We start from the raw sequence: 19,765 nt of genomic DNA, 5'->3' as shown, positions 1-19,765 counted from the left end.
TGGTAAATATAATTCCATTCCTGAAATTAAACGGTGTGCAAAGATATTATAATTTGTTATTCAACCCATTGAAAACATGAAAATACTAACCTTTTTTGTTATTTTTTTATCGTTTTACTGCATTTTTACCTTCTTCATTTCTAAATCTGGTGAAATAAATATAGTCTGTTTTTTTATCCTTACTCAATTTCAAAACTTCCTTCATCCAAAAATATTTATCATACATCACCTCTGCTAAAGGTTCATTCTGATAATTTAAAACACCATATTTATCGTCTTTTTTAACGATGATTTCATTTTCAAAGTTGTCAAATGCAACAATATCTTCGTACGCAAACGGTACAATTTCCGTACCTTTTGCATCTATTATCCCATAAAGATGATCACTGTTCATGCAGACCATCGGCTTTGAATACACATTAAGAAAATTAAAAGAATCCACCGTCTGTTTTTTCACCAGTGTAATGCCCTTAAGCTCTATCGCAGACTGATCGATTACTGAAAATCTGTAATACAAACCATTTCTCTGGATCATAACATTTTCAGGATAAACTCCCACGATCTGATCCCCTTCGTTCAGCATATTTTTGAGGTCCTGATTCAAAAGTTTTTCCTCATTTCCTTTTTTAAGATAAATACATTCTTTTCCGGAAATGATAAAGTCTTTAATCACTTCATATTCCAGAGGGAGAATTATATTTCCCTGAAGATCGGCGACTCCTGATTTGTCAGACTGACCACTGTATACCCTGAAAAGGTTTTCGGCTACAGGATTTAAATATTTAAAGCCGCTGGGATATAGTTTTTGGTCTTTTTTACAGAAAACGGTTGTTTTATTATTCTTTCTCAGGTAAACATACTCCTTTTTACCAAAATACTCCGGGGTTATTTCATGATAGATTTCTTCCGCAATCATATGATCACCGGCATCCATAAGGCCATATTTTCCTGTAGCTTTATTTTGAGTAATCAGATAAGGATATGCATTTATATCTGTCACATTCTTTGAAAACACATGCAGGGTCTGTCCGTCTTCACCAATGATCTCACTTTGATCCTGCTCATTGGTAATCAGAGCCCTGCCATTTTCAAAGCTGTAATCCTTTTTAAATTCTCTGTTACTGACCAGTTGTCCATTAAGGTCATACAGCCTCCACTTTTTATCTTTCAGTACAAAGAAGGTAGCCTTTCCTGCAAAGCGGATCTTGTCAGAATCCGGGATAATCAGCTTTCCCTGAAAATCATATACCGCTTCAGTATTCTGCCTGGAACAGATAATACGTTCCTTACTCCACCATGGGGTATTGAAATCATGGTAATCCAAAGGAATCAATTCATTGCCTTTTTCGTCAATAATTGCAGATTTCCTTCTATTTCCCTCTTCAGAATACAGGATAAACCTGTCTTTGAATATATGGGAAACTCCACCTTTATAGGGAGACTCAAAAGTTATATTTCCCTGGGCATCTACAATTCCCTGCTTTTTGGAAACAGGGTCATACGCCGTTCCAAATCCGTCAGAATATGAGCTGATCTCCTTCCCTGTTTTTTTGGATAGAAGAACTTTTGTGTACTGGTTGGTTTGTGACATACAAACAGCAGAACACAAGACAAAAATTAGTTTTTTCAATGAGAAATTTAAATAGAATTATTGACGATGAGAACAATCTCCCCTTTTAAAGTTTTACTCTTGGAAAATTCAATTAATTCGCTGATGGTCCCCCGCTTCGTCTCCTCAAATTTTTTAGAGATTTCACGGCTTAAGCTTGCTTTGGTATTTTCACCAAAAAACTCCCTGATTTGTTCCAGGGTGGTATTGATTTTATGGGGACTTTCGTACAGAACAATTGTTTTCTTTTCCTCAGCAAGCTGCTTCAGCTTGGTCTGTCTTCCTTTTTTCTGGGGTAAAAATCCGGCAAATAAAAACTCATTATTGGGAAGCCCGGAAACGACTAAAGCGGGAATCAATGCTGTTGCTCCCGGAAGGCAGATCATTTCTATATTGTTATCTGCACCTGCTTTGGCCAGTAAGTAACCGGGATCTGAAATTCCAGGAGTTCCCGCATCGGTAATAATGGCAATATTCTGACCGTTTTTAAGGTCGGTAATTACTTTCTCGGTCGCCTGATGTTCATTGTGTAAATGATAGGATTTTAAAGGCTTTGAGATTTCAAAATGCTTTAAAAGTATTCCTGAGGTTCTGGTGTCTTCACATAAAATGTAATCGACCTCTTTCAGGACATTCACTGCCCTGAAAGTCATGTCTTCCAGGTTCCCAACGGGCGTGGGAACAAAATATAAGATTCCGCTCAAAATTATAAGAATTTATTTTCCACCAATATCCAAAGTCTTTGCGCATATTCGTCCACCTTGCTCCATTTTCTTTCATAATACAGGTCACTCAGATATTCTTTAGCTTCTTCCAGTGTTTTAAAATGGTTCAGCATCGCTACCGTATCATTCAGATCAGTCTGGCTTCCTTCAAACAACATTTTTGAAAAAGCAATTTTATCATTCAGATCCAGCCTGAATTCAGGTTTTTGCTTTTCAGCTTCCATAAGATGGGTAGGAATATTGGATTTCAGGATGCTTCCCGTCTCGTCTTTAGCGACCGGGTCCGATGTTTCTTTTTCTTTGATAACCTCTCGTTCCAGTGGATCATCATCAAAAAGCGACTGTACGGCCTTTAATCCTTTGATATTGGCTAATTTTATTTTTTTCTCCTGATTATAGGCTTCCAGATCTTCAAAGCTTAGATCAGAAGGATGTTTTTCTGTTTCGGCAGCAGGCTTGTCGATCTCAACAATCTTTCGTCTGTCATAGACTTCCGCAAGGATACGTTCTTCCTTCAGCTCTTCCCCTGCGTGGTCATTTTTTATATCGTTCAGAATGTTTTCTACATTAGACGTGTCAGTAGCCATTTCTCCCTGTTCCAGGGATACATTTGAAGAGATAAACGGTTCTTCATTTTCTTCAATCAGAATTTCATCGTCCAGCATTTCGGTATCAAAAATACTTGGGATCGTTTCAGTTACCATACTTTCCGGAGCAGCATTTGTTGCTGCAAAATCAGTATCCCTTTTGCCTTCCGGTTCGGTACTTTCAGTCTCATCATCATCGATCTCATTCAGTTGATTGTTGAATACAGCCTCTTCTTCCGTTACGTCATTATGGAACATCTCTTCATTAATATCTTCGCTTGAATCAGGTTCTGCATCGGCAAGAATTTTTTCTTCATCCACAAAGCTGAAGACCCCGCCCCGGTTGATAGCATCTTCTTCTTCTTCAATTTCGTTCAATTGGTTGTTGAAGACAGCTTCCTCTTCTGTAACTCCATTTGGAGAAGAGTTTTCTATCTTACTTTCAGCTTCATTCTGTTCAGCGAAACTGACTATATTTTCATGGAACTCATTTTCAATAATATCATCAAGCTGGTGACTGAAAACAGCCTCCTCTTCTCTGGATTCATCAGCAAAGTTTTCATTTTCATCAATTTCGTTCAGCTCATTGTTAAAGATGGCTTCTTCTTCTGTTACTTCATTTCCTGAATCATGATATTCGGACTCACCGGAAGAAAACGATGCCGGATACTTTTCAAAATGCTGTACGGGCTGGTCTGCTACGAAATATTCAATATTTTTTTCCAGCAGTTTCAGAAAAGAAATCCTGTTAGCAAGCTCATCTACAAGATCTTGCTTGGAAAGTAATTCGTCTACGTTATTTATTTTGTCCAGATTATCAATGATATTCTTGGATTCAAAAAAAATCTTTTCCTTTAAATCTTGGATATTCTGCATAATAAGATTCTTATTAAAATTGCTTACTTTTGATGTTAAAAATATACGGCTAATTTAACAAATGTTTTTAGAAAATACAATTAATCATTCCAAACAAAGTGGTTGGATGGAAGTGATTTGTGGTTCTATGTTTTCAGGAAAAACCGAGGAGCTGATCCGGAGACTACGAAGAGCAGAAATGGCAGGGCAAAACGTGGAAATTTTTAAACCGAAACTGGATATCCGGTATTCCGAAGAGGATGTGGTTTCACACAATCAGAATAAAATACGCAGTACCGCAGTAGAAAATCCAAATGAAATTCTTCTGCTGGCTTCCAATTGCGATGTCGTAGCCATTGATGAAGCACAGTTTTTTGATGAAAGCATTGTAGATGTGGCCAATCAGCTTGCCAATAGTGGCGTACGGGTGGTAATTGCAGGATTAGATATGGATTTTCTGGGACGACCTTTCGGACCAATGCCCAATCTGATGGCGACCGCCGAGTATGTTACAAAAGTGCATGCTATTTGTAAGAGAACAGGTAATCTTGCCAATTATTCCATGAGAACTTCCCAGGGAGCAGACCTTGTTGAACTGGGAGAAACAGAAAGTTATGAAGCGGTAAGCCGCAGGGTTTTTATTGATGAAGTGCTTTCAAAGCGAAAATAAACCGGCAAACCGGCTGAATGGAAACCAAAAAACATACAGCCCATAAATAAACAATAAGTAAAAAAAGAAAAAGCAATATTGTAAGATCTTTTAAAGAATCATCAGCTTAAACGTAAGCTCTTCCCTTTTGTGATTTTACCTTTTTGCAATTTCGCCTTAAATAAAGCAGAAAGGGTACCAATGAACTACACAGTACAACACATTGCAGAAATCACCAATGCACAGGTTATTGGAGACGGAAGTCTTACGATTAAAAATATCGCCTATGACAGCAGGATTATTTATTCAATAAAAAATACGGCCTTCATCGCTATCAATACTCATAAAAATTCCGGTGAAAAATTTATTGAATCTGCAATTGACAGAGGAATTAAAGTGATTATCTCCGAGCACCAGTATCCTGATTTTGAAGATATCACCTGGATCCTTGTTGACAATTCTGTGGAATTTCTCCAAAAACTCGCCAAATACCACTTCGAAAATTCCCATTTGCAATCAATTGGAATTACGGGAAGCAATGGAAAGACTATTTTGAAGGAATGGCTCTATCAATGCCTGTGGAATGAATTTCCTACAGTAAAGAGTCCGAAAAGTTTTAATTCTCAGATCGGTCTCCCGCTTTCTCTTCTTCAGATCAGCCATTCGCACACCCTTGGAATTTTTGAAGTCGGTATCTCGAAGCCGGACGAAATGGAAAAACTTGAAAATATTTTCCATCCTCAGATCGGATTGCTTACCCATATTGGAACAGCCCACGCTGCGAACTTTTCTTCTGAAGAGGAACTGATTGATGAAAAGATCCTACTCTTTAAAAATTCAAAAGTAATTATTTACAATGGAGACAATTCTAAAGTCAGCCAAAAAATAAAAGAATCTTACGGGGACAAAAAATTAATCTCGTACGGACTGCAAAAAGAAAATCAGGTTTTCATAAAAAATAATATTTCCAGAGATGAAAACATTATCGTTGATTATTTTGGAGAAGAAATCAGTTTTCCTGCCCACCAGAGAGACGAAGCAACATTAACCAATGCTCTGGCGCTTATTACCGTCCTAAAGGAACTTCACATCGAAAATAAAAAGATCGTCGAAAAAATCAACCTTTTGAAAGCCGTTGAAATGAGGCTTGAAGCCATCGAAGGAATTAAAGGGAATATCGTGATCAATGATTCTTTTAATCTCGATCTTGATTCTTTGAAGACCGCTTTGCAATTTCTGAATGAATACAATAAACCTAAGAAGTCTCTGGTGTTAACAGATATTGTAGGCGTAAATACCAACTCCAGGGAATTGTATGAAGAGGTTTCGGAGCTCGTGAATGAGCAGCATTTTGATTCTGTATTCCTCATTGGTGATGAAATTTCAAAGTTTAGTGAATTATTCAATACCAAAACCTATACTTTTATTGATACAAGAGAACTGATTGACAGTAAGCATCTCACTGAACTGGAAAATCAGATTATTCTGCTGAAAGGTGCCAGAAAATTTGAAATTGAAAAACTTAAAGATATTCTCGAACTGAGAAAGCATGACACGGTACTGGAAGTGAATCTCAATGCTATTCTTCATAATATCAATTATCATAAATCGCTGCTGAAGCCGGAAACTAAAATGATGGCGATGGTAAAAGCTAATGCTTATGGCCTGGGCAGTTATGAGATATCAGAGTTCCTCCAGCACCACCATATCGATTATCTGGGTGTGGCTTATGTAGACGAAGGTGTTGAACTTCGTAAAAAAGGAATTACCATTCCTATCATCGTGATGAACCCTGAACAACACAGTTATCAGACCATCATAGAATATAATCTGGAACCCGAAATTTACAGTTTCAGAGTTCTTGATCTCTTTTATGAGGCGGTACAGAAATCAGGATATGATAAAAAATATCCTATTCATATCAAGCTGGAAACGGGAATGCACCGTCTTGGTTTTAAAGATTCTGAACTGGACCGTTTAAGTGAAACTTTAAGTCTGAAGAATCTAAAGGTTCAGAGTATGTTCAGCCATTTGTCTTCTTCGGATATGCCGGAAGAAAAAGCATTTACGATGAAACAGCTGGAAGTTTTTGAAAAAAATTCAACGTATCTTACAGAATTGTTAGGCTATTCCCCTATCAGACACATTCTGAATTCATCGGGAATCACAAGCTATACCAATCATCAGTATGATATGGTAAGAATAGGGATCGGAATGCTTGGAGAATCGCCCGACACTGAAATACAAAGACAATTGCAGCCTGTGGTAAGTTTTAAAACCGTAATTTCACAGATATCAACAGTGAAAGCCGGAGAATCTGTAGGGTACAGCAGAAAATACAAAGCTGAACAGCCTACCATGATCGCGACCATCCCTGTAGGCTATGCAGACGGTATTCCAAGGCTGATCGGAAACCAGGTAGGAAATGTGGGCATCAATAAGATCCTCGCCCCTATCGTTGGAAATATCTGTATGGATATGATGATGATCAACGTGGACAACATTCCCCTTGTGAAAGAAGGCGATATGGTGACTGTTTTCAACGCCAAACCCACGTTAAAAGAATTCGCAGGCTACTGCAAAACAATAACCTATGAAGTATTAACCTCCATTTCACCGCGGGTGAAACGGATTTATATAAAAGATTAACTATGAGAAAACTCCTGATTCTTCTCTTCGTATTCCAATTACTTTTGATTCATTCTCAGGTAAAGAAAGATTTAGTGATTCCGAAAAACCCAAAAATTGGTCTTTCACTCGCCGGCGGTGGTGCCAAAGGCTTTTCACATGTCGGAGTACTTAAAATATTAGATTCATTGGGAGTGAAAGTAGATTATATTGCCGGAACAAGTATGGGAGCCATTGTAGGGGGCCTGTATGCTTCCGGATATTCAGGAAAGGAAATAGAAAAAATTGTCATGGACACGGACTTCTATTCTCTGATCATGGATCCTAAATCCAGACAGGAAACTACCTTTTTCAATAAATCCGTGGATAAATATCTTTTATCAATCCCTTTGAAAAATGGAAAAATAAACCTTCCCTCCTCTATTAGTACGGGACAGAGGAATGTTTACCTGCTGAAGGAACTTTTTAAGAATGTCTCCAATATCGAAGATTTTTCCAAAATGCCTATTCCGTTTTTTTGTGTGGCAACCAATCTGGAAAGCGGGAATATGCAGATTTTTGAAAAGGGAGATCTGGTGCAGTCTATTATGGCAAGCTCTGCGTTTCCCTCTCTGATGGACCCGGTAAAAATAGGTGACAGTATCTATATTGATGGAGCCATGACAGTCAACTATCCTTCAAAGCCTTTAAAGGATAAAGGAATCGATATCGTAATTGGGGTGGACCTTAACCAGGATCTCTCCAAAAGAGAGGATTTGAACAATATTATAACCATTCTCAATCAGGTAATCGATTTTGGAATCAAAAGAGACACCAGAAAGCAATATAAATATACAGACATTAATATCAAGCCTAACCTGAAAGGCATGTCAGCGACAAGTTATGATGACAAGAAAAAAATCCTTGACAGTGGCTATGTAGAAGGTCTGAAGTACACGCAGGTACTGGATCGGCTGCCAAAACGGCCTTTTGACCGCCTGAGACAGCGTATCAATCCCATCTATTCAAATGTATACAAGATAGACAGTATTTCCATCGAAGGAAGCAAAATTTATGGAAAAAACTACACGCTGGGGAAAATGGGATTACGTCTTCCTTCAATGCAGACTTATGGCAGTATCAATAAAATGATCGATAAGCTTGTTGCCACCAACAATTACCGCTTCATTAATTACGATATCGTTCAGGAAAATGATGCGAATTACCTGAAGCTCTATGTTACTGAGGATGACGCGCGCCATTTCTTGAAATTCGGGCTGCATTATGATGAAATTTTCAAGACAGGTCTTCTTCTGAATTATTCTGCCAAAAGACTCCTGTTTAAAAACTCGAATCTATCCGTCGACATCATTGTCGGTGACAAACTGAGGTATTATCTGAATTACTTTATAGATAATGGATATATTCCTGGCTTTGGGATCTATTCTTCCGGAATGAGCTTCGATCTAAAGAATGTGGACAACAATACCATCGACAAATGGGAATGGGCCAGAAATGAAGCCTATATACAGTCTGTATGGAAGGATAAATTCGCTATCGGAGGCGGAATAAGCCATGACTATTTTAAGGCCGAAATCAACGGTGAAAACACGCGCTATGGCCGTTTTCTGAATCCTTATATATTTTTGAAGAGCGACACCCAGGATGATAAGGAATTCCCTACCAAAGGGGTTTACTTTTCCGCTGAAGGAAAGGTGGTGGATCTTTTAAAGTCTGAAGTAGACAAAAGGATCGTCCAGGTAAAAGCTGATCTGAGAGTCAATATTCCGCTAGGTAAGCAATTCACTTACCGTCTGAATTTATTTGGAGGGATTACCCTTGGCGAACATCTTCCTCAATACTATCAGTACCGTTTGGGGGGAATTTTTGAACAGAATGTGATTAACTTCAAAAGCTTTGGCGGATTTTATTTTGCCCAGCTTCATACAAATAATTTTATCCTGGCTTCTAATGATGTTCAGTTTAAATTTAATAAAAACTATTTTATCAGTGGAAATTTCAGCTTTGCCAATCTTTCGAACGATATCAAGTTCGAAGATGCAGTTAAAGTAAATTATAGCTCACTGGGATTAACGGCAGGTTATAAATCTCCTTTTGGGCAGATAAAAGTAAACTTCAGCCATTCACTTAAAAACAATCAAAAAGGTATATTCAGTGTTATTTTAGGACACTGGTTTTAAAAAAATGATACAGTTCTTTTACGAAAATTTACCGGAGTCGGTAAATACAGACTACAAAACATGGCTGGAAGATCTTATTCTTTCGGAAGGAAAAAAAACAGGAGAAATCAATTATATATTCTGTGATGATGAATATCTTTTGAAGATCAATCAGGATTATTTGCAACATGATTATTATACAGATATCATCACTTTTGATTATGTAAAAGGCAAGACAATAAGCGCTGAGATTTTCGTATCTTTGCAGCGCATTTCTGATAACGCCTCTACCCTGTCCCGGGATTATGAAGAAGAATTGAGAAGGGTCTTAGCGCATGGAATTTTACATCTTGCAGGCTACAAAGACAAGACAGAAGAGGAGGAAAAAGAGATGCGGAGAATGGAAGATCTATACTTAGCCAAATACCGTGATTTAAAGCTTTAAAATTCAATAATCGCTTAAAGTCCGATATGTAAAGTGCTCTATTATAGCATTAACATAAGTTTATCTGGAGTGCATTCTTCAAAAATGTTTCACGTGAAACATTGATTATTAAGATAAGGTTTAAAGCTTAAATAAGCGAGATAAAAAATGATTTCAGAACTATATGACGTAATCGTAGTAGGTGCAGGACATGCCGGTTGTGAAGCAGCAGCTGCAGCAGCCAACCTGGGCTCAAAAACACTACTCATTACAATGAATATGCAGACCATCGGACAGATGAGTTGCAACCCTGCAATGGGTGGAATCGCAAAAGGACAGATCGTAAGAGAGATTGATGCCATGGGAGGATATTCCGGAATTGTAGCAGACAAATCTGCCATACAATTTAAGATGCTTAATCTATCCAAAGGTCCTGCTATGTGGTCCCCGAGAACCCAGAATGACAGAATGCTTTTCGCTGAAGAATGGCGGATGGCGTTAGAGAATACTCCCAATCTTGATTTCTTTCAGGATATGGTGAAACAGCTGATTATTGAGAATAATAAAGTAGCAGGTGTTGTTACTTCTTTAGGAATTGAGATCAGAGCAAAATCAGTAGTTTTAACAAACGGAACATTTCTTAATGGACTGATCCATGTTGGCGACAAACAATTAGGTGGTGGAAGAATGGGTGAGCCAAGAGCATTTGGTATTACTGAACAATTGGTCACTTTAGGATTTGAAGCCGGAAGAATGAAAACCGGTACTCCACCCAGAGTCGACGGCAGAAGTCTGGATTACTCCAAAATGGAAGAACAGAAAGGAGATGAAAATCCACAAAAGTTCAGCTATCTGGATACTCCTAAACTAACAAAACAATTAAGCTGTCATATCGTTTATACGAATGAGACCGTACACGATATTCTGCGGGAAGGTTTTGACAGAAGTCCAATGTTTAATGGTACCATCCAGAGTTTAGGTCCAAGATACTGTCCAAGTATTGAAGATAAAATCAACCGGTTTGCGGAAAGAAACAGACACCAACTATTTGTGGAACCGGAAGGTTGGAAAACTGTTGAAATCTATGTAAACGGATTCAGTTCTTCTCTTCCGGAGGATGTACAGATCAAAGCAATGAAACATATCCCAGGATTCGAAAATGTAAAAGTATTCCGTCCGGGCTATGCCATAGAATATGACTACTTCCCTCCTACCCAGCTAAAACACACTTTAGAAACCAAGCTGATTGACAATTTGTATTTTGCTGGCCAGATTAATGGAACAACAGGATACGAGGAAGCAGCTGGCCAAGGCTTAATGGCTGGAATAAATGCTCACAATAAAGTTCATGAAAAAGACGAATTTATCCTCAACAGAGATGAAGCTTATATTGGAGTATTAATTGATGATCTGATTACCAAAGGAACTGAGGAGCCTTATAGAATGTTTACTTCACGTGCCGAATACAGACTGCTCCTCAGACAGGACAATGCAGATATTAGGTTAACGGAAAAAGCGTATCAATTAGGATTGGCAAAAGAAGACCGGTTACGTAAAGTTGAAACAAAAGTATCTGAAAGTCAGTCACTTGAAGAATTTCTAAGAGAAACATCTTTAAAACCAGGTATCATCAACCCTATTCTAGAAACTATTGAAAGCAGCCCTGTAGATCAGGCGTTCCGAGCAGCTCAGATCTTGACCAGACCCAACATGACGCTTGAGAAACTTGATAAAATAGATTTCATTAAAGAGTTTTCTACCCAGTATAGCGATGAAGTAAGAGAGCAGGCAGAAATTAACATCAAATACAAGGGCTATATTGAGAAAGAAAAAGAAAATGTGGCCAAGCTGAACCGACTTGAAAACATTAAAATTCCGGATGATTTCGACTATACAAAGCTTTCAAGCCTTTCAGCTGAAGCAAAACAGAAAATGTCAAACGTCCGCCCGAAGACAATTGCACAGGCAGGAAGAATAAGTGGTGTATCCCCTGCTGACATTAATGTTTTATTAGTGTATTTAGGACGTTAAAAAATAAATGTTTCACGTGAAACATTATTTACAATAAAAACCAAAAATAAGGCATTTATAAGCTCATATGGAAGCAATAGATGCCTTATTATTTAATAGAATAAAAGATAACGATTTCAATGAAAATAAAAGATCATTTTCTTTCACAGGAAATATTTGAAATAGAAGAAACAGATACCAAAGGAGTGTATAAGACCACGCCTATTCCTTCCAATATTTCAAGATATTACGAAAGCGAAGATTATATTTCTCATCATCAGGACTCAGGAAGCTTTAAAGAGAAACTCTATAAATTTCTCCAATCTTTTAATCTGCAGTACAAAAAAAATATACTGATCGACAGAATAAAAAAAGGATCTAAGGTTCTAGACTATGGCTGCGGGGCAGGAGAATTTGTAAAATACATAGAATCTGATTTTGAATCATTCGGATTCGAGCCTGATGCTGATGCAAGAAAAGCTGCACAAACCAAGATCACAAGAGCAACACTAATTGACGATATCAATACTATTAAAGACAACACCCTGGATGCCATTACTCTGTGGCATGTCTTTGAGCATATCGAAAACCAGGATGAAATGTTAAATACATTTCATAAAAAATTAAAGGAAAAAGGATTGCTTATTATTGCAGTACCCAACACTACTTCCTATGATGCAAAACATTATAAAGAATACTGGGCTGCCTACGATGTACCCAGACACATCTACCATTTTTCCAAAAATGGAATGGAAAACCTTATTTCGAAAAAAACTGGCTGGAAAATGAGAAAGATCAAACCTTTGATTCTGGATTCATACTACATCTCCATGTTGAGCGAAAAATATAAAAAATCACCCTTATTTTGGCTTAAAGCAGCCATCTTCGGAACGATTTCTAACGTAAACGCCCTTTTTTCGAACGAATTTTCGAGTTTGGTATATATTATCGAAAAAAGATAGAAAATCGATTTTAAAAGCCTTTCTGAAGGTCGATTTTAAGCATTTTCAACATAAAAATCAAAAACTCAGGAGAATTTTCCTGAGTTTATTTTTTTTGAATTTTTTCCATTACACATTTCATTGAAAAAAAATTCAATTCTCCCCTACCCTCTTAATCGTATAAATTTCTAATTTCAATTAATTTTATACTTTACTCATAAAAAGAAACTTGATACCGATATATTCAAAAAAATAATCTCGCTAGAAAATTTAATCCCTAATGCCTGATTTTAATAAGGTACAGCCATTAGCAACTTATTTCTAATATATATCAATCGGGAAACAGAAGATTATAAGAATCCTACTGCTTTATGAAATTCTATAATTAAATTTTTTATTCGAATACAAACTAAAATGATTATTACAAGATCATTATTAACATCGAGCTATGCAACATTTAAAAATCACCGACCCACACACAAGCTTTAAAAAATACGAAACTCAATAAAATTCTCTTTATTAGAATTTTGGCAAAACTATCGGGCTTACTTTTAAATAGATTTCTTGAACAACTGATTTAACAAGCACTATCGATTCACCGCAAAATAAACTGCTCTACATAAAATCTGGAAAAAAAACATCTTATCGCTACCACCATCAAACAAAGTACAGATTTAAAAATATAAATTAAAAAAAAGTTTAACATCTCATAACCAACCTGATACAGTCAAGGTTAATCAACATAAACAATACAAAATAAAAAATTTTGTGCAAACGTACCATGTGCACAATTAACTGAAATTACTTAGTGATAATCAATAAACTAACAGTAATTCAACTTCAATAAACAGCTACTAAAAAATAATAAACACATGGTAATATCCGCACATGCCCGCGATACGAAACTTAATATCTTGAAAAAAGTATAATAAAAAACTGACCGGATTTTATCCTCCCTCCTACTCTTTTATTTATACATACAAATCGTCATTACTAACACTATAAAACCCATAATGCATAAGATCTTTGCGGTGACACAATATACTGCCGCTGGGTTAGCAGGATCTTTTTACAAGTCTTATATTTTCATTACACCCGAATATGAGCGGAGACCTAAATACTATTTATCATCAAAAGAACTGCTTCTTCATTATACTTAAGAAACAATGGAATTTATAGAAATTGCAAATAATTATTAACCCATCTGCGACTACTTTCACTATGCAGAACCTGCAGCGATTTTTAATACATCTTTACCGAGCATTCTAAGAATTGCCTGCTTTTCTCCAATACATCACAAGTAGATTATCATCCCTTATGACAGGAAACGCCATACTTTCTTGTACTCTGCTTTTCATAAAAGTTCTAAATTATAGATTATTCTGACCCCAAATCATACTGAAGAACAAACAAAATTCCCTGCAACTTTTAAATGTCATTTATAACTTTTCTCAATCAAAATTATGCTAAAATACGCGTCAGTTTTTCTACGAAAATTAACACTCCAAAAGAAAAATCTACCCTCAAAAAATTGAATTAAATTAAGGTACAATCTGGATCAAATGTCAGTCCACACATAATCTTCAGATAATCAAAAGTCTGTAGACTATCATAACCTAAGGTTATATCTGAATTTCAAAAAAACATCGATCAATTCAGGATTTGTCAATAAGATCTTAGCCATAAAAAAACCTGCTAATATAATTAGCAGGCTATATCCTTGTTGAGATTTTCTTTCCTATTACTTATTGATCGCAGCTACTCCAGGAAGCTCAAGTCCTTCCAGGCTTTCAAGCATTGCTCCGCCCCCCGTAGATACATAACTTACTTTATCTGCATAACCGAATTGTTTTACAAAAGCAACACTGTCTCCACCACCTACTAAAGAAAATGCACCTAGCTTTGTTGCTTCAGCAATACTGTCTCCCAATGCTACCGTACCTCCGGCAAAGTTAGACATTTCAAAAACACCTATCGGCCCATTCCAAAGAATTGTTCTAGAATTCAGCAATACATCATTAAACTGATCTCTCGATTTGTGTCCCGCATCCAATCCCATCCATCCTTCAGGAATAGCATATATATCAGATTCTTTTCTGTCAGTGTCATTACTGAAACTTTCTGCAATAATCACATCAGACGGAAGATATACCTTTACTTTATGCTCTTTTGCTTTTCCTAAAATTTCTAGGGCCAATGGAAGCTTATCCTCTTCCACCAAAGAATTACCAATTTTTCCGCCAAGTGCCTTTATAAATGTAAATGCCATACCACCACCGATGATTAAATTATCAATCGCAGGAAGAATATTTTCTATAATGGTAATTTTAGTTGAAACTTTCGAACCTCCCAGAATAGCTGTGACAGGTCTTTCACCACTTTTTAATACCTTATCAATAGCTTTAAGCTCATTAGCCATCAGTAAACCGAAATATTTAGTTGATGGGAAATACTGAGCAATAACAGCTGTGGACGCATGGGCACGGTGTGCAGTACCAAAAGCATCATTAACATAAGCATCTCCTAATTTCGAAAGCTTCTCTGCAAAACCTTCGTCGCCTTTTTCTTCCTCACTGTGGAAGCGTACATTCTCCAATAATAAGATCTCACCAGGTTTTAGTTCAGAAGCGGCTTTTTCTGCTTTCTCACCCACACATTCATCAACAAATTTAACTTCATGACCGAGAACTTCCGAAACTTCACCCACAATATGCTTAAGAGAAAACTCATCTTTAACTTCTCCCTTAGGCCTTCCCAGGTGAGTTATTAAGATGACAGAGCCTCCATCCTTCAGTATTTTTTCAACCGTAGGTTTCACCGCTACGATTCTTGTGTTATCAGTCACTTTGAGTTGATCATCCTGGGGAACATTGAAGTCCACTCTTACCAGAGCTTTTTTGTCCCTAAAGTTGAAATCATTGATTGTTTTCATATGTAGATTTATTTTATTTTTTTGAGATTGTATGCAATCGGCCACCCAATCAGGTTCGGTTTTCAGTACATTTCGTCAGGCACAATTTCATCAATTTCATTAAATTTTTGTTTCACAAATGTAAGGTTTTAAACTTTTTCAACAGATTGATTAAAATAAAAGTTTTCAAAAACTTTCCCCGAACCCAATCACCCATTAATCAACAATTTCTTCTCTCTTAAAAAAAAGAATAATGTAGTTGTTGTTGAGTGTTGTTAGTTTCGGGGATAAGTTTTGGGCTTAAAGTTTTTGATACCCAACTCCTAGTCAATTCATATTTAACTCACATTATAAATCCTTGTAAACCTGCATATTCAGGGACTTATTAACAAATGTTGATAACTTTGAGTAAATCCGGTTATTAGTTATTTTATTATGGAAAAATCTGGGGATAGCTGACGAAAACATCTGGAAAGTTGTGGCTAAAAAATCCGGAAAGGTTTTCTATTACGAAATAAATTGGTCTTTAAAAACAGAAAGTTGATAAAAGTTTTCCACACTTATTCACATACCTTTTCACAATTAATCCCCGGTTTACTAACACGAATTGTTATTATTCTTACCTTTGTAAGGAAATAAAATCTAAAAAAGCTTAATACAGGTATTATGAAAAGAAAAATTGCCATTGCAGCGGACCATGCAGGCTATGAATATAAGGAGATTGTTAAGAACTATCTTTCAGAACAATTTGAAGTTCAGGATTTTGGAACGTTTTCCACAAACAGTGTGGATTATCCGGATTTTGTACACCCTGCCGCAACGTCTGTGGAAAACGGGGAAAATGAGCTGGGTATTCTGATCTGCGGAAGCGGAAACGGGGTTCAGATCACTGCGAACAAGCATCAGAAAATAAGATGTGCACTTTGCTGGATGCCGGAGATTGCAACACTGGCAAGACAGCATAATGATGCCAATATGATTTCTATGCCGGCTAGATTTATATCAAAGGAACTGGCGATTGAAATTGTAGACCGGTTTCTCTCTACAGAATTTGAAGGGGGAAGACATCAGAATCGGGTTGATAAGATTGCGGTTTGCTAATTATACTGGGGCTTGTAAATTACTTTACAAGCCTTATTTATTTTTTATTCGTACATTTGCAATGTTCAAATAGAAGTCAAACTCTATTCTTCTCCGGAACCTTGTACTATTTAATATGTATTAATATAAAAGGTTTTTCTCTTTTCTTCTCCATATTTGTATTAAATTTATACAAAACTAAAGCTCCCGTTAGATTTTTTAAACAGTATCCATATGCTGAATTAAAATTAAGAACGGAACGGATTTTTCTTATCTATTATATAGAAGGAGATTTAGAAAAAAGGGCTTACTGAAAGTAAAGCCTGCAACCATTAAAAAGAATTTTAAAATGCCAAAAAAAAGAAAATATATAAGTCATAAAAATGATTTAAAAATGATGGAGATCGGGAGACTGATTCTTCGTTTCATGAATGCAAATGCATCCAAAATTTACAATTACAAGCAGATTGCCGAAGGGATAGATTACAAAAATCCAAGACAGCGGGAGCTGGTCATCCAGGCGCTGCATAAGCTTCAGGCATCTGAAAAGATCAAAGAAGTAGAACGTGGAAAATACATTGTGAACCTTAAAATTGCCGGAACATTAACGGGAATTATTGATTTTAACCAGAGCGGAAATGCATACGTTAACGTAGAAGGCGTTGATGACGATATCTTCATTCACTCCAAAAATGTGAAGGACGCTCTTCAGGGAGATAAGGTTCTTATTATAACCTATCATTATAAAGGAAAGAAGCTTGAAGGTTCCGTTTTGGAGGTGCTGGAAAGAAACAGAACGGAATTTGTGGGTACTTTTCAGAAGGTAGGCCATAAGGATTTTGGGTTTGTAGTTTGTGATAAAAAATCCATTAATACGGATATTTTTATTCCGAAAGATAAATTCAACAGTGCTGAAGACGGCAACAAAGTGATCGTAAAAATGACCGAGTGGAGACCGGGAGATAAAAATCCGCAAGGTGAAATTATACAGGTACTCGGCGCTCCGGGAGAACATGAAACAGAAATCCACTCCATACTTGCTGAATATGGTCTTCCTTATGACTTTCCGCAGGAAGTAGAACTGGATGCTGATAAGATAGACCGCACGATTACAGATGATGAAGTTGCAAAACGATGGGATATGCGTGGGATCTGTACATTTACCATAGACCCTAAAGATGCAAAAGACTTTGATGATGCTCTATCCATCAGAAAACTGGAGAACGGGAACTGGGAAATCGGGGTTCATATTGCCGATGTATCCCATTACGTAGTTCCGGGAACAATCCTGGATGATGAAGCTTACCAGAGAGCGACTTCGGTGTACCTTGTAGACCGAGTAGTTCCGATGCTTCCGGAAGTCCTGAGTAATGATGTTTGCTCCCTCCGACCGAATGAAGATAAATATACCTTTTCAGCCGTTTTTGAACTGAATGATCAGGCCGAAATCCAGAAACAGTGGTTTGGAAGAACAGTCATTCATTCAGACAGAAGATTTACATACGAAGAAGCACAGGAACGTATAGAAACCGGACAGGGTGATTTAGCTGATGAGATCAATACCCTGGACAAGCTGGCGAAGATCATGCGTAATGAGCGAATCAGAAAAGGAGCCATCACCTTCGACAGAAGTGAAGTGAGATTTAATCTTGATGAAAATAATGAACCGGTTGGGGTTTACTTTAAAATAAGCAAAGATTCCAATCACCTGATAGAGGAATTTATGCTTTTAGCCAATAAAAAAGTCTCAGAATTCGTATCTCTTTCCAGAAAAGGTGAGATTACCAACAATACGTTCATTTACAGGGTACATGATGATCCCGATCCGGCAAAGCTTGAATCCCTGAGAGATTTTGTTGCCACCTTCGGATATAAGATGGATCTTGCGAATACCAAGAAAGTCGCTGAATCCCTGAACAAACTTCTTCATGATGTAAAAGGAAAAGGCGAAGAAAATATGATCGAAACCTTGGCGATGAGAAGTATGAGCAAAGCAGTCTATTCTACAGAGCCTATAGGGCACTACGGACTGGGATTCGAATACTATAGCCACTTCACCTCTCCTATCCGACGTTACCCGGATCTTATTGCACACCGTCTTCTGCAGCATTACCTGGATGGTGGAAAGTCACCGAGCAAACAGGAGCTTGAAGAAAAATCAAAGCACTGCAGTTCCATGGAAAGACTGGCGGCAGATGCAGAAAGAGATTCCATCAAATTTATGCAGGTGAAATTTATGGAGAAACATCTTGGAGAAACCTTTACAGGGGTAATTTCGGGCGTGGCAGAATTTGGTTTCTGGGTAGAAATTCCTGAGAACGGAGCTGAAGGATTAATAAAACTAAGAGACCTGGTTGATGATTCTTATTCTTATGATGCAAAAACACATGCTGTATACGGTGTAAGACACGGAAATAAGTATCAGCTTGGAGATCAGGTTCAGATCAAAGTGGTAAAAGCCAATCTGATTCAGAAGCAGCTTGACTTCAAGATTGTGAATAATGACCAGGATAGATAAGTACATTGTATTCAGTATTTTGAATGCAATATTATTGGTAACAGTGATTTTTAATACGGTTATCAATTTTTATCTGTTTGTACTGGCTGTATTTATCCTTGTTGTAGCATGTAATATAGGGATCAAAAGAAATTATATCAGGATTAAGAAACAAGGGAAAAAGTATTTTTTCGGAGTTACATTTCCTCTTTTAATTAATGCATTCTTTTTGATAAATTATATCACAGGGATGAATCCTACCCAGGAAAGATATTGTTTCAGAAGTATGTTTGCAAGGACTGGCGGACCTCATAGCCGCCAGAAAGGTAAAACAACTTACATTTATCTCCGTGGTAATGCATACGAGTACTCTTATATGACCAGGAGCTTTTGTATTGATTATAAAAGAATGCTGTTTAAAAATCAGGTGATTTATACATTTGAAAGAGGGATTTTCGGTCTAAAAGTTAGAAAAGACTTTGACTTTGTTTTCACCGAAAACTGTCTGGAAAATATAAAATAAACCGCAGATTTAGTCAGCGGGATACTATCTAAAGAGGTTGTTCTTAACAAGGAGCTTCCTCTTTCTTTTTTTGTAGAAACTCTAAAATGATTCAAAAACCGGGTGCATGATCTGCTCATGCTTCAGAGACTTCCCCATCCTACTCTTCGTCCGTTGGTTCAAAATTT

At 37.0% G+C, this 19,765-nt stretch carries 13 protein-coding genes; 9 read left to right on the top strand and 4 right to left on the bottom strand.

Annotated elements, in window-relative coordinates; translation table 11 throughout:
* Nucleotides 1-106 precede the first annotated feature (106 nt).
* From DRF67_RS17125 to DRF67_RS17115, 3 genes are read right to left on the bottom strand one after another with little or no spacing between them, the layout of a single operon-like run.
* Nucleotides 107-1,630, bottom strand: coding sequence for a WG repeat-containing protein (locus tag DRF67_RS17125; protein ID WP_123912769.1), 1,524 nt, complete (start codon nt 1,628-1,630; stop codon nt 107-109).
* Between the two features lie 8 nt (nt 1,631-1,638).
* The gene (gene rsmI / locus DRF67_RS17120) at nt 1,639-2,313 is read right to left on the bottom strand and encodes a 16S rRNA (cytidine(1402)-2'-O)-methyltransferase (RefSeq protein ID WP_115929518.1); all 675 of its coding nucleotides are present in this window, start codon (nt 2,311-2,313) and stop codon (nt 1,639-1,641) included.
* Nucleotides 2,314-2,315: 2 nt separating this feature from the next.
* On the bottom strand, nt 2,316-3,797 hold the full coding sequence (locus DRF67_RS17115; RefSeq protein ID WP_115929517.1) for a hypothetical protein: 1,482 nt from the start codon (nt 3,795-3,797) through the stop codon (nt 2,316-2,318).
* A 61-nt stretch (nt 3,798-3,858) separates the two neighbouring features.
* Here DRF67_RS17115 and DRF67_RS17110 point away from each other — a divergent pair, with 61 nt between their 5' ends.
* The 6 genes from DRF67_RS17110 to DRF67_RS17085 all read left to right on the top strand — a co-directional run bounded on the left by DRF67_RS17110 (nt 3,859) and on the right by DRF67_RS17085 (nt 12,608).
* A complete protein-coding gene (locus DRF67_RS17110; protein WP_115929516.1) occupies nt 3,859-4,446 on the top strand; it encodes a thymidine kinase in 588 nt (195 codons plus the stop codon).
* A gap of 180 nt (nt 4,447-4,626) precedes the next feature.
* Nucleotides 4,627-7,074 (top strand): bifunctional UDP-N-acetylmuramoyl-tripeptide:D-alanyl-D-alanine ligase/alanine racemase, encoded by a 2,448-nt coding sequence (locus DRF67_RS17105; RefSeq protein WP_115929515.1) that lies wholly within the window; start codon nt 4,627-4,629, stop codon nt 7,072-7,074.
* A 2-nt stretch (nt 7,075-7,076) separates the two neighbouring features.
* Nucleotides 7,077-9,233 (top strand): patatin-like phospholipase family protein, encoded by a 2,157-nt coding sequence (locus DRF67_RS17100; RefSeq protein ID WP_115929514.1) that lies wholly within the window; start codon nt 7,077-7,079, stop codon nt 9,231-9,233.
* 4 nt (nt 9,234-9,237) lie between these two features.
* Nucleotides 9,238-9,657: an rRNA maturation RNase YbeY gene (gene ybeY, locus DRF67_RS17095; RefSeq protein ID WP_115929513.1), complete on the top strand. Its 420-nt coding sequence runs from the start codon at nt 9,238-9,240 to the stop codon at nt 9,655-9,657.
* A gap of 147 nt (nt 9,658-9,804) precedes the next feature.
* Nucleotides 9,805-11,667 carry a tRNA uridine-5-carboxymethylaminomethyl(34) synthesis enzyme MnmG gene (gene mnmG / locus DRF67_RS17090; protein ID WP_115929512.1) on the top strand — a complete coding sequence of 621 codons (1,863 nt, stop codon included), beginning with the start codon at nt 9,805-9,807 and terminating at the stop codon, nt 11,665-11,667.
* 119 nt (nt 11,668-11,786) lie between these two features.
* A complete protein-coding gene (locus DRF67_RS17085; protein ID WP_115929511.1) occupies nt 11,787-12,608 on the top strand; it encodes a class I SAM-dependent methyltransferase in 822 nt (273 codons plus the stop codon).
* Between the two features lie 1,720 nt (nt 12,609-14,328).
* On the opposite strand, the gene DRF67_RS17080 is transcribed toward DRF67_RS17085, so the two are convergent.
* On the bottom strand, nt 14,329-15,519 hold the full coding sequence (locus DRF67_RS17080) for a phosphoglycerate kinase (RefSeq protein ID WP_115929510.1): 1,191 nt from the start codon (nt 15,517-15,519) through the stop codon (nt 14,329-14,331).
* Nucleotides 15,520-16,164: 645 nt separating this feature from the next.
* Between DRF67_RS17080 and rpiB the strand changes: the two genes are divergently transcribed.
* The 3 genes from rpiB (at nt 16,165) to DRF67_RS17065 (ending at nt 19,598) form a co-directional block, all read left to right on the top strand.
* Nucleotides 16,165-16,599 carry a ribose 5-phosphate isomerase B gene (gene rpiB / locus DRF67_RS17075; protein ID WP_065399889.1) on the top strand — a complete coding sequence of 145 codons (435 nt, stop codon included), beginning with the start codon at nt 16,165-16,167 and terminating at the stop codon, nt 16,597-16,599.
* A gap of 328 nt (nt 16,600-16,927) precedes the next feature.
* Nucleotides 16,928-19,096, top strand: coding sequence for a ribonuclease R (gene rnr, locus DRF67_RS17070; protein WP_115929509.1), 2,169 nt, complete (start codon nt 16,928-16,930; stop codon nt 19,094-19,096).
* Entirely contained in the window at nt 19,080-19,598 is a 519-nt protein-coding gene (locus DRF67_RS17065) for a hypothetical protein (protein WP_115929508.1), read from the top strand. The genes rnr and DRF67_RS17065 overlap by 17 nt, the downstream gene beginning before the upstream one ends.
* Nucleotides 19,599-19,765 lie beyond the last annotated feature (167 nt).

It is taken from the genome of Chryseobacterium pennipullorum (genome assembly GCF_003384725.1).
GTDB classification, from domain to species: Bacteria; Bacteroidota; Bacteroidia; order Flavobacteriales; family Weeksellaceae; genus Chryseobacterium; species Chryseobacterium pennipullorum.
The sequence above is the reverse complement of the archived record's forward strand: the minus strand, read 5'-3'. Positions and strand labels throughout refer to the sequence as shown.